This window comes from Rhodanobacter sp. L36, from assembly GCF_009765755.1.
Lineage (GTDB): Bacteria > Pseudomonadota > Gammaproteobacteria > Xanthomonadales > Rhodanobacteraceae > Rhodanobacter.
The window spans coordinates 762,721-785,127 of the sequence record NZ_LMUV01000002.1; the positions used below are offsets into that span (position 1 = coordinate 762,721).

The window sequence follows — 22,407 nt, forward strand, 5'->3', positions numbered from 1 at the left end:
GATTCCGGCGGAGTCTGGATTCGCAATGACAACGTTGTCAATAGGGCAGTCGACAAGCGTTCGAAGAATCGATGTGGCGGCGCGCCATAGCTGTCGTGGAAGTTTTCCATCGCACCGGACCAATTTCACTGAACGGCTTGCTGTGGCTTCGCATGTGCCAGACCACACATGCTCGTCACGTGCGTGCGGCAGCGCCGCAACAGTTGTGGCCGATAGGACATTCGAGGCCAGTCCAAGCGGTCATGCAAGCGACTGGGCCGAGATTCAAATTGACAACGTTGCACTTTTTGGCGAATAAAGAGACATTCGGTTGTCCCGGTCATTCGGCCGGTGGCGACGCTGCATTCCGGGGAGAGCAAGAGCATGGCCACAACGATGACGGCGCCGCCGTCCGCGCGCACGAACATCGGGCCGATGATCATCATCGGCGTGCTGTTTTTCATCATGGGGTTTTTCACCTGGCTCAACGGGCCGCTGATCTCGTTCGTCAAAGTGGCTTTCACGCTCGATGACATCAACGCGTTCCTGGTGCCGGCTGCGTTCTACATTTCCTACTTCGTGCTCGCGCTGCCCGCCGGCGCCGTGCTCAAGCGCACCGGCATGAAAAAAGGCATGGTGCTCGGCCTGTTTGTCATGGCCATCGGCGCGGCGCTGTTCGGCGAGTTCGTGCGCATCCGCATCTATCCCGGCGCGCTGTCGGGACTGTTCGTCATCGGCGCGGGGCTGTCGTTGTTGCAGACCGCGTCCAATCCGTACATCAGCGTCGTCGGCCCGATCGAAAGCGCGGCGCGGCGCATCGGCATCATGGGCATCTGCAACAAAGTGGCAGGCGCACTCGCTCCGCTCGCGTTCGGCGCGCTGGTGATGAAGGGCGTCGATGCGTTTCTGAATCGGGTCACCGCAATGCCCACCGGACCGGAGCGCGAAACACTGCTCAACGATTTCGCCGCACGCGTGTTCTGGCCCTACATGGCCGTCGCGGGTTTGCTCGTAGTGATCGCGATCGTCATCTCGTTCTCCTCGTTGCCGGAAATCAAACCGGCCGGCGCCAACAGTGAAAGTTCGGTTGGCCACGCCAAGAGCAGCATCTTCAGTTTTCCGCACCTGTGGCTGGGCGTGCTTTGCCTGTTCGTTTACGTCGGTGTGGAAGTCATGGCGGGCGACGCTATCAACACCTACGGCCAGGGTTTCGGCTTGCGATTGGAAGTCACCTCGCATTTCACTTTCTACACGATGGTGGCGATGCTGGTGGGTTACCTGGTGGGTTCGGCGCTGATCCCGCGCGTGATTACACAGCAGCGCTATCTCGCCGCCTCGGCCGTGCTCGGCGTGCTGCTCGCGATCGGCGCTTACCTGACGCATGGCGGCGTATCGGTGGCTTTCGTCGCCGCGCTTGGTTTCGCCAACGCCATGATGTGGCCAGCGATCTTCCCGCTGGCGATCAAGGGTCTCGGCAGTCATACCGAGGTTGGATCGGCGCTGCTGATCATGGGCATCGTGGGTGGTGCGCTGATCCCGCAGGTGTTTGTGCACCTGAAGGTGCACATCGATTTCCAGCTGGCGTTTCTCGTCCTGATGGTGCCGTGCTACCTGTATATCCTCTACTACGGCATGGCCGGCCACCGGGTCGGCCAGGGCGTCGCGCGCTGATCCGGTTCGCGCCGGCCATGAGCCATACGCTACGATGCGGCGGCGATCGCGCACCACGCGCGGTTGCCGCCACGCAAATCGATATTCCCCATCACGACGCATAAGGCCGGGCTGTTGCGCAGTACCACCATCAAGGATGTCGCGGAGAGAGCCGGCGTTTCGCTGAAGACGGTCTCCCGCGTGATCAACAACGAGCCTTCCGTGCACGCCCGCACGCGCGAGAAGGTGCAGCGCGAAATCGATGCGCTCGGTTACCAGCCCGACCCTTCCGCACGCAGCCTGCGCAGTACGCGCGCCTATGCGTTGGGCCTCGTGTACGACAACCCGAACGCGCACTACGTGATCAACATGCAGCGTGGCGTGTTGTCGGTGTGCCGCACCAGCGGTTTCGGTTTGCAGATTCATCCGTGCGATTCGTCGTCGCCGACACTGGCCACTGAACTGTGCGAACTGGTGCGGCGCTCGCGCCTTGCCGGCCTCGTGCTGGCGCCGCCGATGTCGGAACAGGCCGAACTCATCCAGACGCTGAGCGACGCGAAAATTCCCTTCATGCGGATCATTTCCGCGCGCAAGGATCCGCAGGACGGCTATCCGTGCGTCTACGTCGACGATCGCGATGCCGCGTATGCAATCACCGAACACCTGATCCAGCTCGGTCATTCGCGCATTGGTTTTCTGTGGGGCGGTCAGGATCATCGTTCGAGCCCCGAGCGCTACCAGGGTTACGAGGATGCGTTGAAGGATTACGGCATCGCGCTCGATCGCAAGCTGGTCCTGCCGGGCGACTACACTTTCGACGATGGCTTTCGCGGCGCACGCAAGTTGCTCGCGCTGAAGGATCGACCCACGGCGATCTTCGGCTCCAACGACGAGATTGCCGCTGGCGTCCTGGCGGCCGCGCATTCGGATGGCATCAACGTGCCTTATGAGTTGTCGATCGCCGGTTTCGAAGACAGCCCGTTCTCCAAGCAATCCTGGCCCGCGTTGACCACCGCACGCCAGGCCACCGAGGAAATCGCGCGACATGCGGCGCAGCGTTTGATCACCGATCTGCAACGCGACGCGAATGGCGAAGCGGTGATCAGCATCAACGAAGGTTTCAGCCCGGAACTCGTGGTGCGCGGTTCAACCGCACCGCGACAGACGTCGCTGCCGAAATCGCGCTGAGTCGAAACCGCGCCGAACATCATTTGACGTTGTCGGTCTGCTCGATGAAGTGCGCGACGTTGTCATGCAGCTGTTTCAGCGACGCCTCATGCGCGTACACCATGTGTCCCGACGGATACCACGAATAACTGATATTGCCTTCGAGGCTGGTCGGTATCGGCAGGTGATGCATCTCGTAGTCGGCGGCGAAGAACGGCGTGGCCAGGTCGTAGTAACCACCATTCAAGTAGACCTTGAGATTCGGGTTGGTCTTCATCGCGGTGGCGAGATCGGGCATCACGTTGGTCGATGACTGCAACGCCTCGCCCTGCACGCCGGGCGCCTTGTGTGAGAAATCCCAATGATCGATGTCGGCATACAACCGATACTGACGACCTTCGCCGAATTTGAGGTCGCGCCGCACATAGTCGTTGAACGCTGCGACATACGCCGAGCTGATCGCCGAAGATTGCGGATCGTAATCGGATGACTTGTTCAGTGGATCGATCGCCGGACCGGAAAAACGGCTGTCCAGGCGGCCGGTCGTGTTGTCGCCATCGGCCTGCAATTGCTGCTCGAACATGCCGCCGCTGACGCGCAGGTTGGCTTTCAACAAATACGCGACCGGCAGGCCGGTGTACTGATGCAGTTTCTCCGCAACCGCCTGTCTTTGCGCGTCACCGAGCCGCGAGCCGACCATCAATGCCTGCGCGTAATCGCCCAACGCGTACTGCTTTACTTCGTCGAGAAACGGTTCCAGTGATGCGGGCGCTTGCGGCAATTTGTGGTGATAGAACGCCGTGGCGGCAAACGTCGGCAACGCCAGCTCGTACGGCAGATCGACGCCGGGATTGAACTCCGGGCCGTCGATGCTGGTGTCGAAATTGAGGATCTGCGACAGCAGGATCACGCCGTTGAGATCGACGCTGTCCTCGTTCTCCAGAATGTTTGCGAGCACCGCCGATCGCGTCGTGCCGTAGCTTTCGCCGAACAGGTATTTGGGCGAGTTCCAGCGCTGGTATTTCGACAGGAACTGCGTAATGAATTGCGCGAAGGCGTGGCCGTCGCCATCGACCCCGAAGATCGCCTTGCGGCGATCCTTCATCTGCTCGTCGCGCTTGCCCTTGTCGTCGTCGCTGGCGATCAGTCGGCTGAAGCCCGCGCCCGGCGCATCGATGAACACCACGTCGGAGACATCGAGCAGGCTGTAATCGTTGTTGACCAGGCCGTACGGCGCGGCCGGCGTGTGGCTGTCGTCCGACGTGACGACGCGGCGCGGACCGAATGCGCCCATGTGCAGCCACACCGTGGCCGAACCGGGCCCGCCGTTGTAGATGAAAGTGATCGGGCGCTTGCCGGCCGGCACGCCTTTCTTGAAATACGCGGCATAGAACATGCTGACCTGTGGCTCGTCTTCCTTGTCGCCGCTGCCGTGCAGTATCAACGTGCCGGCCATCGCCTTGTAGTCGACGCGATGACCGCCGACCGACACTGATCCATCGCTGCTCGAGGTCTGCGGCTGCACCAGCGACGCATCCGGCTTGTCGTCACTTTTTGCCTTGTCGTCATGCTTGTCGGCAGCGACAGCAACGCTGCCGAACAGCAACGCGGCGAGTGCAGCGGCGAGAGAAAGTTTGTGCATGGATAAATCCTGGGTGACGGCGCCGCCAATGCGCCCGCAGATCGCAGCTTAGGCACCGATCGGCACCGCTTTCATCTACCGAAAGTCACACCGAGCATATCTACGTAGCCGCGATCAACACGATCGCGGCCAAAGCCAGCGCCACGCCACCGAAGTTCAACGCACTGAGCCGCTCACGAAATACCAGCGTGCCGACCAACGCACCGAGTGCCACGACGCCGATACTCACGCTGGTAAAGACCAGTGCAGGGTGTTGCGGCAGCGCCCGATGTCCGCGCAGATAGAAAAGGATGTTGCCGAAATTCGCCAGGCCGAGCGCAACGCCACCGAGTGCGCTGCGTGCGGTAAAGCGAACGCCCTCGTGCACGCGTCGCCATAGTTGCCACCCAAAGGCGATCGGCAACGACAACGTAAACATCGCCTGCAACGACGCGCCCAGCGGCACGCCGGCCAGCGCCACGCGCTTGAACAGAATATCGATCACGCCGAAACCGGACAGCACGAGCAGCGGATACAACCAGCTCGCCCGAGCTTCACTCGTCTGGCCTTCGCCCGAATCGATCGGACGACCGCGCCACACCATGCACAGCAGTGCGAGTAAACCGAGTGCAATGCCAATGCCGTTCAAAAGCGTGAGTTTTTCGCCGAACAACACGAAGGCTGCCAGCAGGGAAATCATTAGCGACAATCGTTGCGCCGCGTCGCTGCGCACGATGCCCGCATGCCGTACCGATGCACCCAGCGCAAGAAAGATCGTCGGCAACAGAATCCCCAGTCCCACCAGTGAAAGCCACGGCGCACCCGGCACGCGCAACGTCGCCAGCGATGGTTGCAGAATCGACGCGGTGAGCACGCCTGCCACCACGTAATTCCACGCCACCGCCTGGCCTACATCGATGTCGCTGCGACGTGCCACTTTCAGCAGCACCGACACCAGCACGCTGCATACCACGCTGAGAAAAACGTAGATCATCGGCGCAGATTCTCGAACAGCATGAACACGGCGACTGCGATGATCGCCAGCGCAAACAGCACGTGCAACGTGCCACGTGTTTTTGCCAATCGATGCGCGCCCATCGCGCCCAGCCAGCCACCGAGAATGCCGCCGCCGATGAACTCCGCCGCGACCGGCCAGTCGATCAATCCCGATGCCGCGTAATTGACTGCCGTGGTGGTGGCGAACGCGCCGACCGAAAACAGCGACGTGCCGATCGCCGCGATGATTTCCATGCCGCTGGCGAACATCAGGCCCGGCACGATCAGAAAACCGCCACCGATGCCGAAGAAACCGGATAACCCGCCCGCAGCGAAACCGACGGCGCCCAGGCGCGGAAACATGTGCGCGTGCGGGTAAGCGTTCACGCCACCGCCGCGCCGTCCACGCAACATCAACGCAGCGACCACCAGCATCAGCACGGCGAACAACACCAGCAGCCGATGACCATCGACCAGCTTGCCGACAGTCGACCCACAGAACGCACCGACGACGCCGGCGGCTGCGAACGTGAAAGCCGCTTTCCAGCGCACGTGGCCCGCACGCGCGTGTGGGATCAGGTTGGCGAATGCATTCACCGCGACCGCGACCGCGCTGGTGCCAATCGCCAGGTGCGGGTCACGCACGCCGACCACGTACAGCAGCAACGGCACGGCGAGTATCGAGCCGCCGCCACCGATCAGCGCGAGCGAAAACCCGACCAGCGAACCGCACGCGATGGCGAGCAGCGCGGACAAGGTGTGCGGAGACAGCATCAATGCGCGATGCCGTTGTCGCGGCGCGATGTGAATCGATCGATCAAGGCGTCGCTGCCTGTTGCAGTCGTGTGCGCATTGGTTCGAGGTCGTAGCCTGCATCGGCCGCCATGCGCACCACGTCGTCCACCGGCCGGGTTCGTGCGGCAACCAAGGCCCACAACATCGTGGAGCGCGTACCGGTGCGACAGAACGCGAGCATCGGCGTTGGCATGTCATCGAGCGCCGCCGCGAACGATGTCACGTCGGCATCCTGCAGTAGCCCCGGAATCACCGGCACGTGACGGCATGCAAGGCCGAGACGCGTTGCCTCTTCGGCGATCAAAGCGTGCGCCGGTTGGTCAGCCGCTTCGCCATCGGGACGATTGTTGACGATGCTGCGAAAACCGAGAGCAGCCAGTGCGGCGAGATCGTCCGCGGCGATCTGCGGCGCGACGCTGAGCGTGCCGGTGAGCGGCTTCAACTGCATGCGGCATTCCTCGCGATCATCGATACGCCGACTTTTGCGCCGTCGGCTCACCGAGCAGATGGCCGTTGATCGACACGCCGTAAAGCGAATCGGGCGTGTCGTGAAATTTATGCCGCGTGTCCGCCACGTTGCCTGTGAAACGCGGATCCTGCGGGCGTTCGTGCGCGTCCATGAACATCGCCACGTCCCACGCGTCCCGATCGTTGAGCGTGCCGCCGCGACTCAGCGGCATGTTCGCCTTGATGAATCCAGCCGCATTGCCCACCTGATGCATGCCGGCGCCCCAGTTGAAAGATTGCGGCCCCCACAGCGGCGGAAACACGTTGCGACCGGCAACCTGCTGGCCCTGCCCGTCGCTGCCGTGGCATAGCGCGCAGTTTTTTTCGTAGACCGTTTGACCGCGCGAGTAATCGATCTTGAGCGCCGGATCGGCGAGCTTCGGATAGCCCGCTCCTGCGAGCTTCACGCCCACCGGCGCGCCCTGGCTCATCCACCACGCATACGTTTCCAGCGCGACCAGTTCGGCGCTGTCCAGCGCGGGCGCCTTGCCATTCATGCTGTAGAGAAAGCAGCCCTGCAGGCGTTCGCCGAATGTGTTCACTTCGCCGGTTTTTTTGCGGTACTGCGGATACATGCCGTACGCGCCCCACAGTGGCGCCGACTTCGCCAGACGCCCGGCGTCGAGGTGACAATTGCTGCAGCTCAATCCGTTGCCGACGTAGGCTTTAGCGCGTGCGGGCGTATCGATGAAAATGTCGCGGCCGCGACGAATCACGTCGCCGAGCGGACCATCGGGGATTTTCTTTTCGGAAGGCGGAGCGAAGGCGGGCGCGGCATCGGTTTTCGCTATCGATGCGGCCGGCACCACTGACGCCATTGGCGCTGCGGGCGATTTATTCGCGCAGCCATTCAATCCGCAGATCGCGATGATCAATGCAGCCACAGCGATACGACGGTTCATGGCGTGGCACCTTTGGCAACGGCCGATTGCGCGGCAAACCACGACGCGACGTCGTGGATATCTTGCTCGCTCAGTGATGCGGACAAATGCTGCATGAGTTGCAGCGGATCGTTGTGCCGCGTTCCGTGCTGCCACGCCTTCAGTTGCGCTTCAATGTAGATCGCTGGTTGTCCGGCCAGCGGCGGAAAATTCGCGCCGACGCCAGTGCCCGCGGGACCATGACACTGCACACAGCCGGGAATTTGCTGACTCCAATGTCCGCGTGTGGCGAGTTCACCGCCGGCATCTTGGTCCGTTGGCGGCACCGTCGACGACGAAGGAATCGGCAGCTTGCTGTAATAGACGGCCAAGGCATTGCGCTCGTCGGCGGTCAAAGCGCTGGCAGTCGACTGCATGACCGGACTCGTTCGGCTGCTGTTGGTGAAATCTTCCAGCTGCTTGCGAAGATACGCGGCGTCCAGCCCCGCTAGTCGCGGATTGCCCGATGCGGCCTGACCTTCGCCATTGGCACCATGACAGGCAAGGCACGGCGGCGCGCCCTTGCCATTGCCTTGATGGACGATGCTGTCCGCGTCGCTTGCTCGTGCTTGCACCATGACCAGCAACGCAACGATGGCGACCATGCCCATGCCAATTACGCGTGCGGTGCTGATCATCGCGGCGTCCTCAATGCGGCGGCATGAAGCCGTATTTGCGATAGATGGCCTGCGCCGCAGGGCTTTGCATGAAGGCCAGGAAGTCCTTCGCGGCCTGCTCGTGCGGTGCATTCTTCATGCGTGCAGCCGTATAGGTGCCAACGGCGTTCTGCGCCGCAGGAATATCAATCGTCTCGATCGGACGATGAAGAACCTGCTGCTGGAAATAAGCCTCGGTCGACCACAGCGGCGCCGCATCGGACTCGCCCTGCAGCACGCGCAACGGCGACTGGCGATGATGAATCTGGGTGAGGAACGTGCTGCCGTCCTTGACCTTGGTGTCCATGATCATGCGATCGAGCGCTTCGCCACCGGCCTTGCGATAGCTTGCCTCGATCTGTTTGGACACGCCTTCCCACTGCGGATTGGGCATGCTCACGCGGACGTCTGGACGTCCAAGATCCTGCAGGCCGCGGATGTGTTTCGGATTACCTTTCGCCACCATGATGGCAAGCGGATTGCGTGCGTAGTCGTACGTATCGGCGAACCATCCATGCTTCTGCTGGTTCTGTGCGATCGCGTCCTTTCCGGCCGTATAGACGTCCGGTTTCAGCGTGATGCGCAGGTTGCCCATCACCAGCACGCCGCCTTCGATCTGGCTGGCGAGGATGCCAGGCGGCAGTGTTTCAGCATAGATGCGCTGGTATTGCGGATGCGCCCGGGTGAATGCCGCAAGCAGGTCGTGCACCACCATGAACTGATTGCCGGCGAAAAACACGACAAGTTGCGGATCGACGATGTCGCCGTGCAAGTCGGCAATAGCATCCACCGGCGGTACATTGAATTGCATCCCTGCCGGAGGCGGGTTCCACGGCGGGAGATAATTTTCCTGTTTTGCCGCGGCGGCGTTGACAGTAAAAACGGCGAATAGCAACGCGCCGGAAACAATCCCTCGTTTCATGCGAAAACCCATCAGAACGGCAGCAGGGAATAGCCCTGCTGCTGCAAGTCCGCCAAGGTCGTCAGCGCGGAAAGCGCCAGTGTGACGTGCGAATCCATCCAGCTGTATTCGTATTTGTGCTCGGCCATGGCCTGACCACACACGGCGACATCGACACCGGCCTTGCGCAGCTGCGCGATCAACGGCAGGTTCGGATTGGCGACGCTGTACAGCTTGCGATATTGCTCGTCGTTCAATGCCAGCGCCGTGGCGGGGCCGGCAGCAACGGCGACGAATTTCAGATGGCTAAGCGGCACACCGGACTGCACATAGAGGTTCACCGCTCGCGCCACGTGATCGAGCGACGGATTCACCTCGTCGGGTTTGTCGGCTGCCTTGGTCAGGCTGAAAACCAGTTTGTAGATGGCGTGGCGATCCGGCTGGTATGCAGCCTGCGGCAGCGGGTGAATCTTGCCTGCGCCGTGGATGGTGGGCGTCTGCCAGAAACCGTCGGCGGCAGCGAACGCCGCGGCGGGAAGCAGGAAAAGCGCAAGCACGACAGGCAGCAGCGGACGACGGAACATGGCGACCTCGCAGAATGGATGAACGCGGATTCGCGTCGACGCATGCTATGCCCGGCTCATCCGATAAGCCAATGCGTTTTTTGTGATCGTGGCGATAACGCGGGCTTATGTAAGGGCGAGGCGCTATGCGAGCGACGGACGATGCGCGAAGTAACGCGCCGGCGGCTGGCCGAAGTTGCGCCGGAACATCGCCACGAAAGCGCTGACGCTCACATAGCCCAGCGCATCGGCCACTGTCGCGACCGGCACGCCTTCGGCCAGTTGCTCGAGTCCGCGACTCAGGCGCGCCTGCTGCCGCCACTGCGCAAAACTCATGGCGGTTTCCGCACGGAAAACGCGACTGACACTGCGGGCGGACAAGCCGGCCCAGGTCGCCCATTCTTCCAGGCTGCGGTTGTCGTGCGGATGCGCGAGCACCGCCTGCGCGATCCGCAGCAACCGACGATCGTTCGGCATCGGCAAGTACAACGATTCGTGCGGCGCGCGGCGCATCTCATCAAGCAGCACGGACATCACGCGTTCCTGTTCCACATCCAGTTGCTCGTCCCAGGTCCACGAACTGGCACGGCGCACCAGCGCGCGCATCAGCTCGCTGACGCCGATCACGCAAGGACGCTCGGGCAGGCCGTGGTCGATGTCCGGTGTGATGAACACGCCCCAGCCGCTCATCGGTCCGCTGATGCTGATTGTGTGCAGTTCGCCCGGCGGCATCCAGCCGGCGCGGTGTGGCGGCAGCATCCACGAGCCGTGTTCCGTGTGCACGTGGACGAGCCCGCTTTCGACACAGAAAAACTGCCCGCGCAGATGGCGATGCCAGTCGTAAGTGTGCGTGTCCTCGCCGTACTCGCTGGCCGCTTCCCTGTCGATGCAGTAGGCGATCAACGCGGGGCCGCCGACCTGTTCGATCAGCTCGTGGGTTTTCTGATGGGAAGCCGTCATGGCCAGTTCTCGATAGAAGTTGACCAAATAACGGTAACAGATCGCCGGAAGCTTGCCTAAGCTGTGATCTATCCGGCCACGGCTGGAAATCCGTTGCCGCTGCCATCGCTCGCGGCCTTTCAAGCATCCAGGCGACAGCTCCGCCGGTCACGTTGCATGCCGTTCGCGCGTCCGTGATGCACCCGTTTTCAAGTCGCCACATTCAGACAGGACGACCTCATGTCAATCACCGAAATACTTTCCAGGAAAGCCGAAACTGCGGCATCTCCCGTTGAAACCTTCATCGCCTGCGCTCACCAGATGCTCGATCCGAGCACGCCCGAAGCCGTGCGCCGTGCGATGGAGCCGCGCTTGCTGGCCCAGTTGCCGACACTGCGGGCGCTCGGCGCGTTCGATCTTTTCGAGCTACGCGATCCGGCTTTGCGCACCTGGCTGGCCGATGAAATGGAGAGCCTAGAACTTCGCATGCGCCAGACGCGGCCGCTGTTTTTGCTGAAACAAACATAAACGGGCATATATTTGCCTTGACAAATATATTATCGGCAATAGAATGACCGGCCATGAAGCCCCATCCGCCATCCCAACCTTCCGCCATTGACGATCCCCATGCCCCGAGCCTGGGCATGCTGGTGACCATGGTGCGTTCCGAAATGGTCCGCGCGATTGAAACGGAACTTGCGAGCCAGGGACTTGAGTTGAGTTTCACGCAGTACCTGATCCTCAAGAAGTCGCAGCAGCTCGGCGCGGTGTCGGCCACGGAACTGGCGCGCGCGGTGGAACTGGACGGCGGCGCGATGACGCGGCAGCTCGACCAGCTGGAACGCAAAGGCTATCTGCGCCGCTCGCCGCACGAACAGGATCGCCGCGCGCTGCGCATCGAATTGACCAATGCGGGCAGCACGGTCTGGCAGAACACCGCGTCGGTTTGCAGCCAGCGCGTCATGGATGCCGCGCAGGCTTCGATGAGCAAGACCGAGCAGGCGCAATTGCACGATTACCTGGATCGCGTGTTGCGCGCGCTCCGTGACAAGAACTGACTTTTTCTGGACCACGACTCATGCGTCTGCACCTCCTTGCGGCAGCTACTGCATTGACCCTCGCGCTGGCCGGTTGCGCCAGCAGCGGCGGCCTGCATCCGGACGGCACAGCGACGGATCCCTCGTCGTTGAAGGCCGATCGCAGCCTGGCCGATTTCAATGCCTCGCCCGCCGCCTGGCCCACCACCGACTGGTGGACCGGCCTGGGCGATACGCAACTCGACGCGTTGATGAGTGAAGCGCTGCGGGACAACCCCGGCCTGGGCATCTCCGACGCGCGCGCCCGTCAGGCGCAGGCGCAAGCCGGCATTGCCGATGCCGAACGCGGCCCTACCGTCAACGGTGGCGCGAGCATTTCCGGCGCGCGCATTCCCACCACGCTGCTGCCGGCGGACGATGGCGGCGGCCATTTCGAATGGGCCAAGTACGGCTATGCCAGCTTCAAATGGGGCCTCGATCTGTGGGGCGGCAAGCGTGCCGCCTGGCAGGCCGCCGTGGGTGCATCGCGCGCAGCGGAGATCGATCAGCATGCGGCGCGCATCGAGTTGTCCGGCAACGTCGCACGTGCCTATGCGCAGCTGAATTACGCCTACGCCCAGCAGGATCTGGCGACCGGCGAACTGAAGCGCGCGACGCAGGCGCGCGACCTCACTCGCCAGCGCGTGGCCGCCGGCATCGACAACCGGATCCAGCTGAAACAGGCCGAAGGCGAAGTGGCCAGCGCGGAGCAGCATGTCGCGCTCGGCGATCGCGCGATCGATTCGGCACGCTCGTCGTTGTCGGTCTTGCTCGGCAAAGGTCCGGATCGCGGTCTGGATATCGCCAAGCCGCAGGCGCTGAAACCGGCGACGCTCGCGGTGCCCGCAAATCTGTCGGTCAAACTCATCGGCCATCGCGCCGACCTGGTCGCCGCACGCTGGCGCGTCGAGGCGGCCAGCCAGAACATCAAGGTGGCGAAAACGGAATTCCTGCCCAACGTCAGCATCGGCGCGATGGCGGGCCTGATCACGCTGGGCGGCAACAACCTGTTCGAAGCGCCGGCGCGATTTTTCCAGGTCGGTCCTTCGCTGAGCCTGCCGATCTTCGATGGCGGCCGCCTGCGCGCCAACCTGTCGGGCAAGGACGCCGAGTACGACGTGGCCGTGGCGCAGTACAACCAGACGCTGGTGTCCGCGATCAACCAGGTGTCCGACGATCTTTCGGCCCTGCGTTCGTTGCAGGTGCAGATCGACGCGCAGCAACGCGCGGAGGACGCCGCCGACCAGGCGTGGCAGCTGGCGCTGCAGCGTTATCAGGCCGGCATCGGCAGCTACCTCGAAGCACTCAGCGTGCGCCAGCAGTTGCTCGTCGCGCGTCAAGCCATGGCCTCGCTCCACGCGCAGCAGATCGATCTGTCGGTGCAGTTGATCCAGGCCCTCGGCGGTGGTTTCCAGCCGCAGGCCACGCCTTCCCCGTCTTCCAACCCTTCACGTTCCTGAGGCAGCACCATGTCCAGCCAGAATCCCACTGCGACCGAAACCCCGGTCGTCCCGCCGCCGAAAAAAAGCTCGCGCGGTTTCCTGCTGCGGCTGCTCGTCGTGGTCGTGGTCGTCGCCATCATTGGATGGGCGCTTTGGTACTTCTTTGAAGGCCGCTGGTACGAAGGCACCGACGACGCCTACGTCAACGGCAACGTGGTGCAGATCACGCCGCAGGTTCCCGGTACCGTGGTCAGCATCGGCGCCGATGACGGCGACCTCGTGCACGCCGGCGACGTGCTGGTACAGCTCGACCCGAGCGATGCCGAAGTCTCGTTGGCCCAGGCGAAAGCGAACCTTGCCAACACCGTGCGCAAGGTGCGTGGCCTCTACAGCAACGTCAATGGCGCACAGGCCGATGTCGCCGCGCGCAAGACCGCGGTCGACAAGGCACGCGCGGACTTCAACCGTCGCCGTGCACTGGCCAAGTCCGGCGCGATTTCCTCGGAAGAGCTGTCGCATGCCAGCGACGCGCTTACCACCGCCGAGAGCGGCTTGATCGCGGCACAACAGCAGTATCAGACCAGCAAGGTGCTGGTGGACGACACGGTGGTCGCATCGCATCCGGATGTGCAGGCCGCTGCCGCGCAATTGCGCGCCGCATTCCTCGATGATGCGCGCGCCACACTGGTCGCACCGGTGGACGGCTATGTGGCCAAACGCTCGGTGCAGGTCGGCCAGCGCGTGATGCCGGGTGCGGCGTTGATGGCGGTGGTGCCGCTGCATGGCGTGTGGATCGACGCCAACTTCAAGGAGACCCAGCTCACCAAGATGCGCCTCGGCCAGCCGGTGGAAATCAGCTCCGACGTGTATGGCGGCTCGGTGAAGTACAAGGGCAAGGTGCAGAGCCTGGGTGTCGGCACCGGCAGTGCGTTCTCGCTGTTGCCGGCGCAGAACGCCACCGGCAACTGGATCAAGATCGTGCAGCGCATTCCGGTGCGCATCGTGTTCACCGATCCGAACGAGCTGGACAAGAATCCGTTGCGCCTGGGCATGTCGTTGGACGTCGACGTGAACCTGCACGACCAGAGTGGCCACACACTGGCGCAACAGTCGCCCACGCAGCCGGCTTTCAGCACCGACGTGTACAAGCAGCAACTGGCCAAGGCCGACGTGGCGATCACCGAGATCATTCACGCCAACATGCCTGCTGGCAAATAAGAGAAACACCACATCGCCTCCGTTCGCGGAGGCGATGCGGATTTCTCGCCAATCGTTCGACTACCGACAGACTTTCATGGCTCAATTTCGTCCACCCAATCTGGCACTCAGCACGATCGGTCTGTCGCTGGCCACCTTCATGCAGGTGCTCGACACAACCATCGCCAACGTGTCGTTGCCGACCATCGCCGGCAACCTCGGCGTCAGCAACAACCAGAGCACGTGGGTGATCACCTCGTTCGCGGTGAGCATGGCGATCTCGCTGCCGCTCACCGGCTTTCTCACGCGTCGCTTCGGCGAAGTGAAACTGTTCGTGTGGTCCACGCTGTTGTTCGCGCTGACCTCGTTCATGTGCGGCATCTCGCAGAGCATGGGCATGCTGATCGTGTTCCGCGCACTGCAGGGCGCGGTGGCAGGGCCGATGTATCCAATCACGCAGAGCATGCTGATCGGCATCTATCCACCGGAAAAACGTGGTATGGCGCTGGCTTTGCTGGCCATGGTGACGGTGGTGGCGCCCATCGCCGGCCCGATTCTCGGCGGCCTGATCACCGACAATTATTCCTGGCCATGGATCTTCTTCATCAACGTGCCGATCGGCATTTTCGCCAGCATGGTGGTGGCGAACCAGATGAAAGGTCGCGTCGAGAAAACCGAGCGCCCGAAGGTTGATTACGTCGGTCTGATCACGCTGATCATCGGCGTCGGCGCGTTGCAAATCGTGCTCGACAAGGGCAACGACGAAGACTGGTTCAACTCGAGTTTCATCATCATCACCAGCGTCGTGTCGGCGATTGCCATCACGATCTTCCTGATATGGGAACTGACCGACAAGGATCCGATCGTCAACCTCAAGCTGTTCCGGCACCGCAACTTCACCGCCGGAACCATCGCACTGGTACTCGCCTATGCAGCGTTCTTCGCCATCGGTTTGATGGTGCCATTGTGGCTGCAGCGCTACCTGGGCTACACCTCCACCTGGGCGGGGTACGCCACTGCGCCATTGGGCATCATCCCTGTGCTGCTGACCTTCATCGTCGGCAAGTACGCCGCGCGCATCGACTTGCGGGTGCTCGCGTCGTTCGCGTTCGCGGTGATGGGCGTCACCTGCTTCATGCGCTCGGATTTCTTCATCGGCATCGACTTCTACCACGTGGCCATCGTGCAGCTTATTCAGGGCCTGGGCGTGGCGTTGTTCTTCATGCCGATCCTGACCATCCTGCTGTCCGACCTGCAACAGAACGAGATCGCGGCAGGCTCGGGCCTTGCCACCTTCCTGCGTACGCTGGGCGGCAGCTTCTCTGCATCGCTCACCACCTTGTTGTGGGAACGGCGCGCGGTGGATCATCACGCGCAATTGGCCGAAACCATCACCCCGTACAGCCCCACTACGCAGGCCGCAATAAGCCAGCTCGGGCACGGCGATACGCAGTTCGGCGGCAACATGATCAACGAGATGATCACGCAGCAGGGTTATCAGATTTCTTTCAACGAAGTGTTCCATGCGCTCGGCTGGATTTTCGTGGGACTGATCTTCGTGATATGGCTGGCGCGGCCGCCGTTCAGCGCCAAGGCCGGACCCGCGGCGGGCGGCCACTGAGGCAACTCTCATGCAATAAAAAAACCGGCAGTCACGCCGGTTTTTTTTCCGGATTGGACGCCCAAACGATCAGAGGTCAAAACCCACGCCGACCAAGGCCATCGTCTCGCCGCGATTGGGTTCGTGCAGGCTAGCGTTGGAAACATGCCGTATCTGTACGCTGAAGTGCTTGCCCTGCCAGCCCAGCGTGCTGACGAATTCATAGCCGGTGCTGAGTGCCTGCGTACGGCCACTCTGCGCGGCCGGCTGGAAGCTCAGGAAAAGCGGGTGGTACCAGCTATCCGTGTCGCCGTAATGCAGGCGCGCGCCGGCGGCGAGCAGATACACGTCGTCGCTGGTGGTGTATTTCGAGAGCCGGTAACGCGGCACATCACGCCCGTTGATGAAACCCGCCGAGACATCCGGCGACCAGCTGAAACGACTGTCGCCGATCATGTGTTCGTCGAAGATGCCCTCGACGAAAACGGCGTTGGTGCCGTAGCTGTCCATGTAGCTTCGCCCGCCCTGGATTTCCAGGTGGGTCGCCGAGGTTGGCGAGGCGAATACGGCGAGGGAAAGACCAAGAATGGCAGGGAGCAAGGCGGCGGGGACACGCATGAAAATCCTTCAAGGCTATTTGTGTACCCAATGGTTTTATAAAATGTGTCGTGTTGAAGTGAATCCTGCAACCCGCCTGCCAACTCGATGTTCGGCCTATGGTGCACTGCATATTCGTCCAGGAAGCGGCCCGCGATTCCGCTTGGGCTGCGATCCTTCAGCCGGTTGACGGACTATTTGACCCGGGTAGAATGCGCGTTCTTTCTACCCGGATTAAAACCATGTCGTCGCACGACACCTGCACCGCGTTCGAGCGCGAACGCCTGATCGCCAGCGGGCCGCTGCCGGATGTGGTGCGCGTGGCCAAGCACGCGCTGGACACCGGAACAATCGGGCCGTTGCTGATCTTCGACGACCGCAGCAGCCGTCAGCTCGAGGTGGATTTTCGCGGCACGACGGCGGAGGTGCTGGCGCGATTGACGCCCGACACGCCCGACGTCGAGCCGTCCTCGCGCAGCCGGGGCCGACCGCGACTCGGCGTGGTACCACGCGAGGTCACGCTGATGCCGCGTCACTGGGACTGGCTCGGCCAGCAACCGGGCGGCGCCTCGGCAGTAATTCGCCGTCTGGTCGAACATGCCCTGCGCAACAGTGGTGCGAAGGAACGCGCGGCGCAGTCCACCGAATCCGTCGATCGTTTCATGCGCGTCATGGCCGGCGATCTTGCCGGTTACGAAGAAGCATCACGAGCGTTCTATCGCGGCGATCGCCTGTCCTTCGCCGAACTGATCGACGCGTGGCCGCAGGACGTGCGTGCGCATCTGAAGCAACTGGCCGCCATCGCCTGGGATGAGCGTGCCGATGCGGACTAGGCGCGCCACCACGTAAGCTTGCGCGTCGAAAATATATGCGCCGTCCATCGGCAAACTTCAGAACCGGATCACACCATGCCTCCTCCCCAACGCGGTCCTTCGCTGATCGAAGGGCCGATTGCCCGCACGCTGCTGCTGTTCTCGCTGCCGATTCTCGGCGCCAATGTGCTGCAGTCGTTGAACGCGTCGATCAACATGATCTGGATCGGCCACTACCTCGGCGAGGCGGCGCTGACCGCCAGCTCCAACGCCAACCTGATGTTGTTCTTCCTGCTCGGGCTGGTATTCGGCATCAGCATGGCGAACACGCTGCTGGTCGGGCAGGCGATCGGCGCGAAGAACGTCGATCAGGCCAAGCGCGTGATCGGCACCAGCATCGGCTTCTACATCGTGCTGTCGTTGCTGGTGACCGGGCTGGGCTATCTGTTCACGCCGCAGATCCTTGCCGCGATGCGCACGCCGCTGGATGCGCAGCCGTTCGCGATCGCCTACATGCGGATCATCTTCCTGGCGCTGCCGTCGATGTACTTCTACGGCTTTCTGATGATGACGCTGCGCGGCGCTGGCGATTCGCGCACGCCGTTTCTCTTCATGCTGCTGTCGGTCGGGCTGGATATCGCGCTCAATCCGTTGCTGATCTTCGGCGTCGGTCCATTGCCGCAAATGGGCATCGCCGGCTCGGCCACTGCCACGCTGATCGCACAGAGCACCGCATTGCTGGCGTTGATCATTTATCTGTACCGAAAAAAACATTTCCTGTGCCTGCATCGCAACGAGCTGCATTACCTGAAACCGGATTTCGCGATCCTGCGCGCGCTGGTATTGAAGGGCTTGCCGATGGGTTTGCAGATGGTGGTGATCTCATCGTCCGCGCTGGTGATGATTGGAATGGTCAACACCTACGGATCGCAGACCACCGCTGCGTACGGTGCCGCGCAGCAGTTGTGGACGTACATCCAGATGCCGTCGCTGGCGATCGGCATGGCGGTTTCCGCGATGGCGGCGCAGAACGTGGGCGCGCGGCGCTGGGATCGCATCTTCCGCATCACCATGGCCGGGCTTGGCTACAACCTGCTGCTGACCGGCGTGCTGGTGGCGATCGTCTACCTGTTCAATCGCGGTGCGCTGAGCCTGTTTCTGCCGGGCGACGGTGCGGCCATCGCCATTGCGCAGCATCTCAACGCGATTGTGGTGTGGTCGTTCCTGTTTTTCGGTTTGACCTTCGTGTTGTCCGGCGTGGTGCGCTCCACCGGCGCGGTGATACCGCCGCTGATCATCCTGACGATTGCGTTGCTGCTCGTGCGCATCCCCTTTGCGTGGATGCTGCGCGAACGCATGGGCGCCGATGCGGTGTGGTGGAGTTTTCCGCTCGGCTCGCTGGTGTCTGTGGTGTTGGCCGCCGCGTATTACCGCTGGGGCGGATGGCGCAAAGCGCATCTGCTGGTTGAACCTGCAACGCAGGGCGACGCGCCGACCACCGGCGCCGGTGTACCGGCGACTTCGGTGATGCCGTCGCCGACGGACTTGTCCGAGCACGCGCTCTGAGCGATCGGTCGATCCGGCGCGAACGCCGGACGACCTTCGCCACATCAGGTTGTCTGCATTTTTCCGATGGCACGCCGACGACGCTTCTCCGCGCGGCGCTCCACGCGCACGGCCTTGCGAATCTTGCGGTCGTAGTTCCACAGATAAATCGCTGGCGTACTCAGCAACGTGAGCAGCTGCGAAACCAGCAGGCCGCCGACGATCGCGATGCCCAAGGGCTGGCGCATTTCCGAACCGATGCCGAAGCCGATCGCCAACGGCAGCGCCGCGCCCATCGCGACCAGCGTGGTCATGGTGATCGGACGAAAACGTACCAGCGCCGCTTCGCGGATCGCGTCGGGCGCAGGCAGTCCACGTTCGCGTTCGGCGACGAGTGCGAAATCCACCATCAGAATCGCGTTCTTTTTCACGATGCCGATCAGCATGAGGATCGCGATGATCGCCATCATCGAAATCTGCGTGTGCGTCACCAGCATCGCGAGAAACGCGCCGGCGCCCGCGGCGGGCAACGTGGAGAGAATCGTCAACGGATGGCCGAGGCTTTCGTAAAGAATGCCGAGCACGATGTACATCGCCAGGATCGAACCGAGCAGCAGCACCATGCCGTTCGACTTGAACTGCTGCAGGCGTTGGTTGGCACCGGTGTAATCGACCTTGACGCCCGCCGGTAGACCGACCGCATACGCCGTCTGGTCCACCAGCGCGACGCCGCGATCCTGCGGTACGTCCTTGGCGAGGTTGTAGGTGATCGTCGCGGCCTGAAGTTGATTGTGGTGACGCACGCGCACCGGGCTGATGTCGGGCGCGATGCTTGCGAGCGCAGACAGCGGCACCATCACGCCATTGTCGCTGCGCACGCGCACATTCAGCAGCGACTCGGGGCTCACCGTCATCGCCGCGCTGGACGTCAGCACTACCGCGTACTGGTTGATGTCGGAATAGATTTCCGACACCTGCCGCTGCCCGAACGAGTCGTACAACGCCGAGTCGATCGTGCCGATGCCGACGTGCGTGCGGCCCGCGGCTTCACGATCAATTTTCAGCAACTGCTGCTTGCCGACCTGATCAAAGTTGCTGCCGACGTCGCGAAACTCCTTCACCGTACGCATCTGCCGAACCATTTTCAGCGCCCATGGCTGCAGGTCGCGACCATCGGTACTGACCAGCTGGAATTCGTACTGGCCGCCGTTGTCGCCGCTGCCGCCACCGCCGAGGAATTGCGCCGCACTCACCGATACCTTCACGCCCGGCAGCCGGTCGTACTGTTTGGAAAGCCGCTCGACGATCTGCTTGATGCCTTCGCGCCGCTGTCCCGGTCTGCTGCCGTGGGTTTTCAGGTCGACGAACATCTGCGCGTTGTTGCCCACTGCGCCTTCGCCGCCGCCGTCTTCGCCCAGCATCGTCAACTGGTCGAGCACTGCCGGATCGGCTGCCATGATCTTCGACACGGCGAGCGTGCGCTGGCTCAGTTCGGTCGGCGAAATATTCGCGTCGGCGCGAATGTCGACCTGCAGCTGGCCGGTATCTTCGTCCGGCATGAACGTGCCGCCGGCGGTTTGCACCACGGCCCAGCCGAGCACGCCGGTGAGTATCAACAAAGTCAGCGGTTGCCAGCGCATGATGCGCCGGTGATGCAACGCCCAGTCGAGTGCGCGTTCATAGCTGCGCAACAACGCGTGATCGAATCGCTCCACTGCACGCTCAAGCCGGCCGGGCTCGCGTCGCTCCGGTTCGTGTTCCAGCAAGTAAGCGCATAGCGCCGGCGTGAGCGTGAGCGACACCAACGCGGAGATCACCACGGCCGACGTGAGCGTTACCGAAAATTCGCGCAGCAGCATCACCAGCTCGTTGTTGCCGAACAGCAGCGGTGCGAATACCGCCACCAGCGACAGCGTGATCGAGACCACCGTGAAGCCGATCTCGCGCACGCCGGTGAGTGCGGCCTGCATCGGCGTCTGGCCTTGTTCCATGTGGCGCACGATGTTTTCGATCACCACGATCGCATCATCGACCACGAAGCCGATGCACAGCACCAGCGCCACCAGCGACAACGTGTTGAGCGTGTAACCCAACGTCCACATCACCACGAACGCGCCGGCCAGCGACAACGGCACACTGAGCGTGGCGATCAACGTCGGCCGCAGCCGGCGCAGAAACACCAGCATGACCAGCACGACCATCGCGATGGAAATCAGCAAGGCAACCTGCACTTCGTGCAGCGCCGACTTGGTGGTCTGGGTGAGATCGAACACCGGCGTCATCGTCACGTTGGACGGCAGCGATGCGCGCAGCTGCGGCAGCTTGGCGCGAATCGCTTCCACCGTTGCAACCGCATTCGCTTCCGGTCGCTTGCTGATCTGCATGCCGACGGTGAGCGCGTTGCCGAACCAAGCGGCCTGATATTGATCCTGCTGGCCGCCATAGACTTTCGCCACATCGGACAAGCGCACCGGCGTGCCGTTGTGCATGGCGATCAACAGCCGTGCGAACTCGTCCGGATCCTGCATGCTGTCGGTCGCCGTGACGGTCATCTGCGTGCGGCCGTTGCTCAACACGCCCTGCGGCGAGGTGACGTTGGCGGCGCGCAGTGCGTTGGCGACGTCATTCGCGGTGAGGCCTTTTGCCGCCAGTGCGTTGTTGTCCAGCTCGATGCGCACCGCGTGCGGCGTGCCGCCGAATACCTGCACCTGTGCCACGCCATCGATCTGCGCCACCGCCGGCTTGAGCAGCGTATCGGTGAGATCGAACAGTTTGTCTTGCGGCAACCCGGTGGAGGTCAGCGTGATGAAAAGAATCGGGATCTGCGACGTATCGAACTTGAAGAACTGCGGCGGCGAAGGCATGTCAGTCGGCAGGTCGACCGCCGCCGCGTTGATCGCCGCCTGCACGTCGCGCGCCGCACTATCGGCAGTGCGGCTCATGGTGAAGCGCACCTGCACCGAGGCTGATCCTTCGTTGGCGTTGCCGTACATTTCATCGACGCCGGCAATACGGCCGAGATGACGTTCCAGCGGCGCGAGCACGGTGTTCGCCATCGTCTGCGCGCTGGCGCCGGGCTGCTGCGCAACGACATAGACGCCGGGGAAATCCAGCGATGGCAACGCCGCCACACCGAGCAGCAGGTACGCCCACACGCCTGCCAGCACCAGCCCGAGAGCGAGCAGCGACGTACCCACCGGCCGGCGAATCATCGGCGCGAAGATATTCATCGTGCGCTCCGCGATGCGGCCGGTGGCGCCACGCACATGCAATGAAAAGCGGGCGCGCGCAGCGTCCGCGGGGAGAGAGTTCCGTTCATGTCGATGTTATGCCAGCGCCGGTGACGGCGCGTATGTGCCTTAAGTCCACACCCTGTCGGAAGACAGGGGTCGTGTGGATGGATACAGACAGATGGCGCGCGTGCGACTCACCGGTCCGGGTCGC

Annotated in this window: 20 protein-coding genes; 9 read left to right on the forward strand and 11 right to left on the reverse strand. The window is 62.6% G+C overall.

What is annotated here, in order from left to right; genetic code table 11:
- Positions 1-363 precede the first annotated feature (363 nt).
- Together GSQ73_RS03230 and GSQ73_RS03235 are read left to right on the forward strand one after the other, a co-directional pair.
- Positions 364-1,650, forward strand: coding sequence for a sugar MFS transporter (locus tag GSQ73_RS03230; protein ID WP_158880932.1), 1,287 nt, complete (start codon positions 364-366; stop codon positions 1,648-1,650).
- A 114-nt stretch (positions 1,651-1,764) separates the two neighbouring features.
- The gene (locus GSQ73_RS03235; protein WP_158880934.1) at positions 1,765-2,817 is read left to right on the forward strand and encodes a LacI family DNA-binding transcriptional regulator; all 1,053 of its coding nucleotides are present in this window, start codon (positions 1,765-1,767) and stop codon (positions 2,815-2,817) included.
- Between the two features lie 19 nt (positions 2,818-2,836).
- Here GSQ73_RS03235 and GSQ73_RS03240 read toward each other — a convergent pair whose 3' ends face one another.
- The 9 genes from GSQ73_RS03240 to GSQ73_RS03280 all read right to left on the reverse strand — a co-directional run bounded on the left by GSQ73_RS03240 (position 2,837) and on the right by GSQ73_RS03280 (position 10,715).
- Positions 2,837-4,438, reverse strand: coding sequence for a peptidase S10 (locus GSQ73_RS03240; protein ID WP_158880936.1), 1,602 nt, complete (start codon positions 4,436-4,438; stop codon positions 2,837-2,839).
- 100 nt (positions 4,439-4,538) lie between these two features.
- Positions 4,539-5,411 (reverse strand): EamA family transporter, encoded by an 873-nt coding sequence (locus GSQ73_RS03245; protein ID WP_158880938.1) that lies wholly within the window; start codon positions 5,409-5,411, stop codon positions 4,539-4,541.
- Positions 5,408-6,187, reverse strand: a complete 780-nt coding sequence (locus GSQ73_RS03250; protein WP_174236045.1) for a sulfite exporter TauE/SafE family protein — start codon at positions 6,185-6,187, stop codon at positions 5,408-5,410. The genes GSQ73_RS03245 and GSQ73_RS03250 overlap by 4 nt, the downstream gene beginning before the upstream one ends.
- 43 nt (positions 6,188-6,230) lie before the next feature.
- The gene (locus GSQ73_RS03255; protein ID WP_158880940.1) at positions 6,231-6,656 is read right to left on the reverse strand and encodes a TIGR01244 family sulfur transferase; all 426 of its coding nucleotides are present in this window, start codon (positions 6,654-6,656) and stop codon (positions 6,231-6,233) included.
- A 16-nt stretch (positions 6,657-6,672) separates the two neighbouring features.
- Positions 6,673-7,617: a c-type cytochrome gene (locus GSQ73_RS03260; protein WP_158880942.1), complete on the reverse strand. Its 945-nt coding sequence runs from the start codon at positions 7,615-7,617 to the stop codon at positions 6,673-6,675.
- Entirely contained in the window at positions 7,614-8,273 is a 660-nt protein-coding gene (locus tag GSQ73_RS03265) for a c-type cytochrome (RefSeq protein ID WP_254063250.1), read from the reverse strand. Before GSQ73_RS03265 ends, GSQ73_RS03260 begins: the two co-directional genes overlap by 4 nt.
- Positions 8,274-8,283: 10 nt before the next feature.
- A complete protein-coding gene (locus GSQ73_RS03270) occupies positions 8,284-9,213 on the reverse strand; it encodes a substrate-binding domain-containing protein (RefSeq protein WP_158880944.1) in 930 nt (309 codons plus the stop codon).
- Between the two features lie 11 nt (positions 9,214-9,224).
- On the reverse strand, positions 9,225-9,776 hold the full coding sequence (locus GSQ73_RS03275) for a DsrE family protein (protein ID WP_158880946.1): 552 nt from the start codon (positions 9,774-9,776) through the stop codon (positions 9,225-9,227).
- A 123-nt stretch (positions 9,777-9,899) separates the two neighbouring features.
- On the reverse strand, positions 9,900-10,715 hold the full coding sequence (locus GSQ73_RS03280; protein ID WP_158880948.1) for a helix-turn-helix transcriptional regulator: 816 nt from the start codon (positions 10,713-10,715) through the stop codon (positions 9,900-9,902).
- A 219-nt stretch (positions 10,716-10,934) separates the two neighbouring features.
- Between GSQ73_RS03280 and GSQ73_RS03285 the strand changes: the two genes are divergently transcribed.
- The 5 genes from GSQ73_RS03285 (at position 10,935) to GSQ73_RS03305 (ending at position 16,030) form a co-directional block, all read left to right on the forward strand.
- Entirely contained in the window at positions 10,935-11,222 is a 288-nt protein-coding gene (locus GSQ73_RS03285; protein ID WP_158880950.1) for a hypothetical protein, read from the forward strand.
- A gap of 53 nt (positions 11,223-11,275) precedes the next feature.
- Positions 11,276-11,752, forward strand: coding sequence for a MarR family transcriptional regulator (locus GSQ73_RS03290; RefSeq protein WP_343160819.1), 477 nt, complete (start codon positions 11,276-11,278; stop codon positions 11,750-11,752).
- A 20-nt stretch (positions 11,753-11,772) separates the two neighbouring features.
- On the forward strand, positions 11,773-13,230 hold the full coding sequence (locus GSQ73_RS03295; RefSeq protein WP_158880952.1) for an efflux transporter outer membrane subunit: 1,458 nt from the start codon (positions 11,773-11,775) through the stop codon (positions 13,228-13,230).
- Positions 13,231-13,239: 9 nt separating this feature from the next.
- Positions 13,240-14,430, forward strand: coding sequence for an efflux RND transporter periplasmic adaptor subunit (locus GSQ73_RS03300; protein WP_158880954.1), 1,191 nt, complete (start codon positions 13,240-13,242; stop codon positions 14,428-14,430).
- Between the two features lie 76 nt (positions 14,431-14,506).
- A complete protein-coding gene (locus GSQ73_RS03305; RefSeq protein WP_158880956.1) occupies positions 14,507-16,030 on the forward strand; it encodes a DHA2 family efflux MFS transporter permease subunit in 1,524 nt (507 codons plus the stop codon).
- A 69-nt stretch (positions 16,031-16,099) separates the two neighbouring features.
- On the opposite strand, the gene GSQ73_RS03310 is transcribed toward GSQ73_RS03305, so the two are convergent.
- Positions 16,100-16,627, reverse strand: a complete 528-nt coding sequence (locus GSQ73_RS03310; RefSeq protein WP_254063251.1) for an acyloxyacyl hydrolase — start codon at positions 16,625-16,627, stop codon at positions 16,100-16,102.
- A 221-nt stretch (positions 16,628-16,848) separates the two neighbouring features.
- Between GSQ73_RS03310 and GSQ73_RS03315 the strand changes: the two genes are divergently transcribed.
- On the forward strand, positions 16,849-17,439 hold the full coding sequence (locus GSQ73_RS03315; RefSeq protein WP_158880958.1) for a DUF2239 family protein: 591 nt from the start codon (positions 16,849-16,851) through the stop codon (positions 17,437-17,439).
- Positions 17,440-17,514: 75 nt separating this feature from the next.
- Positions 17,515-18,984, forward strand: a complete 1,470-nt coding sequence (locus tag GSQ73_RS03320) for an MATE family efflux transporter (protein ID WP_158880960.1) — start codon at positions 17,515-17,517, stop codon at positions 18,982-18,984.
- 44 nt (positions 18,985-19,028) lie between these two features.
- Here GSQ73_RS03320 and GSQ73_RS03325 read toward each other — a convergent pair whose 3' ends face one another.
- On the reverse strand, positions 19,029-22,193 hold the full coding sequence (locus GSQ73_RS03325; RefSeq protein ID WP_158880962.1) for an efflux RND transporter permease subunit: 3,165 nt from the start codon (positions 22,191-22,193) through the stop codon (positions 19,029-19,031).
- Between the last annotated feature and the right edge of the window lie 214 nt (positions 22,194-22,407).

What these genes read in the sequence shown, in the direction of transcription:
- GSQ73_RS03290 (WP_343160819.1), top strand. Translation starts at nt 11,276, where the DNA reads ATGAAGCCCCATCCGCCATCCCAACCTTCCGCCATTGACGATCCCCAT.
- GSQ73_RS03245 (WP_158880938.1), bottom strand. Translation starts at nt 5,411, where the DNA reads ATGATCTACGTTTTTCTCAGCGTGGTATGCAGCGTGCTGGTGTCGGTG.
- GSQ73_RS03325 (WP_158880962.1), bottom strand. Translation starts at nt 22,193, where the DNA reads ATGAATATCTTCGCGCCGATGATTCGCCGGCCGGTGGGTACGTCGCTG.
- GSQ73_RS03320 (WP_158880960.1), top strand. Translation starts at nt 17,515, where the DNA reads ATGCCTCCTCCCCAACGCGGTCCTTCGCTGATCGAAGGGCCGATTGCC.
- GSQ73_RS03270 (WP_158880944.1), bottom strand. Translation starts at nt 9,213, where the DNA reads ATGAAACGAGGGATTGTTTCCGGCGCGTTGCTATTCGCCGTTTTTACT.
- GSQ73_RS03315 (WP_158880958.1), top strand. Translation starts at nt 16,849, where the DNA reads ATGTCGTCGCACGACACCTGCACCGCGTTCGAGCGCGAACGCCTGATC.
- GSQ73_RS03230 (WP_158880932.1), top strand. Translation starts at nt 364, where the DNA reads ATGGCCACAACGATGACGGCGCCGCCGTCCGCGCGCACGAACATCGGG.
- GSQ73_RS03240 (WP_158880936.1), bottom strand. Translation starts at nt 4,438, where the DNA reads ATGCACAAACTTTCTCTCGCCGCTGCACTCGCCGCGTTGCTGTTCGGC.
- GSQ73_RS03250 (WP_174236045.1), bottom strand. Translation starts at nt 6,187, where the DNA reads ATGCTGTCTCCGCACACCTTGTCCGCGCTGCTCGCCATCGCGTGCGGT.
- GSQ73_RS03295 (WP_158880952.1), top strand. Translation starts at nt 11,773, where the DNA reads ATGCGTCTGCACCTCCTTGCGGCAGCTACTGCATTGACCCTCGCGCTG.
- GSQ73_RS03280 (WP_158880948.1), bottom strand. Translation starts at nt 10,715, where the DNA reads ATGACGGCTTCCCATCAGAAAACCCACGAGCTGATCGAACAGGTCGGC.
- GSQ73_RS03265 (WP_254063250.1), bottom strand. Translation starts at nt 8,273, where the DNA reads ATGATCAGCACCGCACGCGTAATTGGCATGGGCATGGTCGCCATCGTT.
- GSQ73_RS03285 (WP_158880950.1), top strand. Translation starts at nt 10,935, where the DNA reads ATGTCAATCACCGAAATACTTTCCAGGAAAGCCGAAACTGCGGCATCT.
- GSQ73_RS03305 (WP_158880956.1), top strand. Translation starts at nt 14,507, where the DNA reads ATGGCTCAATTTCGTCCACCCAATCTGGCACTCAGCACGATCGGTCTG.
- GSQ73_RS03255 (WP_158880940.1), bottom strand. Translation starts at nt 6,656, where the DNA reads ATGCAGTTGAAGCCGCTCACCGGCACGCTCAGCGTCGCGCCGCAGATC.
- GSQ73_RS03300 (WP_158880954.1), top strand. Translation starts at nt 13,240, where the DNA reads ATGTCCAGCCAGAATCCCACTGCGACCGAAACCCCGGTCGTCCCGCCG.
- GSQ73_RS03275 (WP_158880946.1), bottom strand. Translation starts at nt 9,776, where the DNA reads ATGTTCCGTCGTCCGCTGCTGCCTGTCGTGCTTGCGCTTTTCCTGCTT.
- GSQ73_RS03260 (WP_158880942.1), bottom strand. Translation starts at nt 7,617, where the DNA reads ATGAACCGTCGTATCGCTGTGGCTGCATTGATCATCGCGATCTGCGGA.
- GSQ73_RS03310 (WP_254063251.1), bottom strand. Translation starts at nt 16,627, where the DNA reads ATGCGTGTCCCCGCCGCCTTGCTCCCTGCCATTCTTGGTCTTTCCCTC.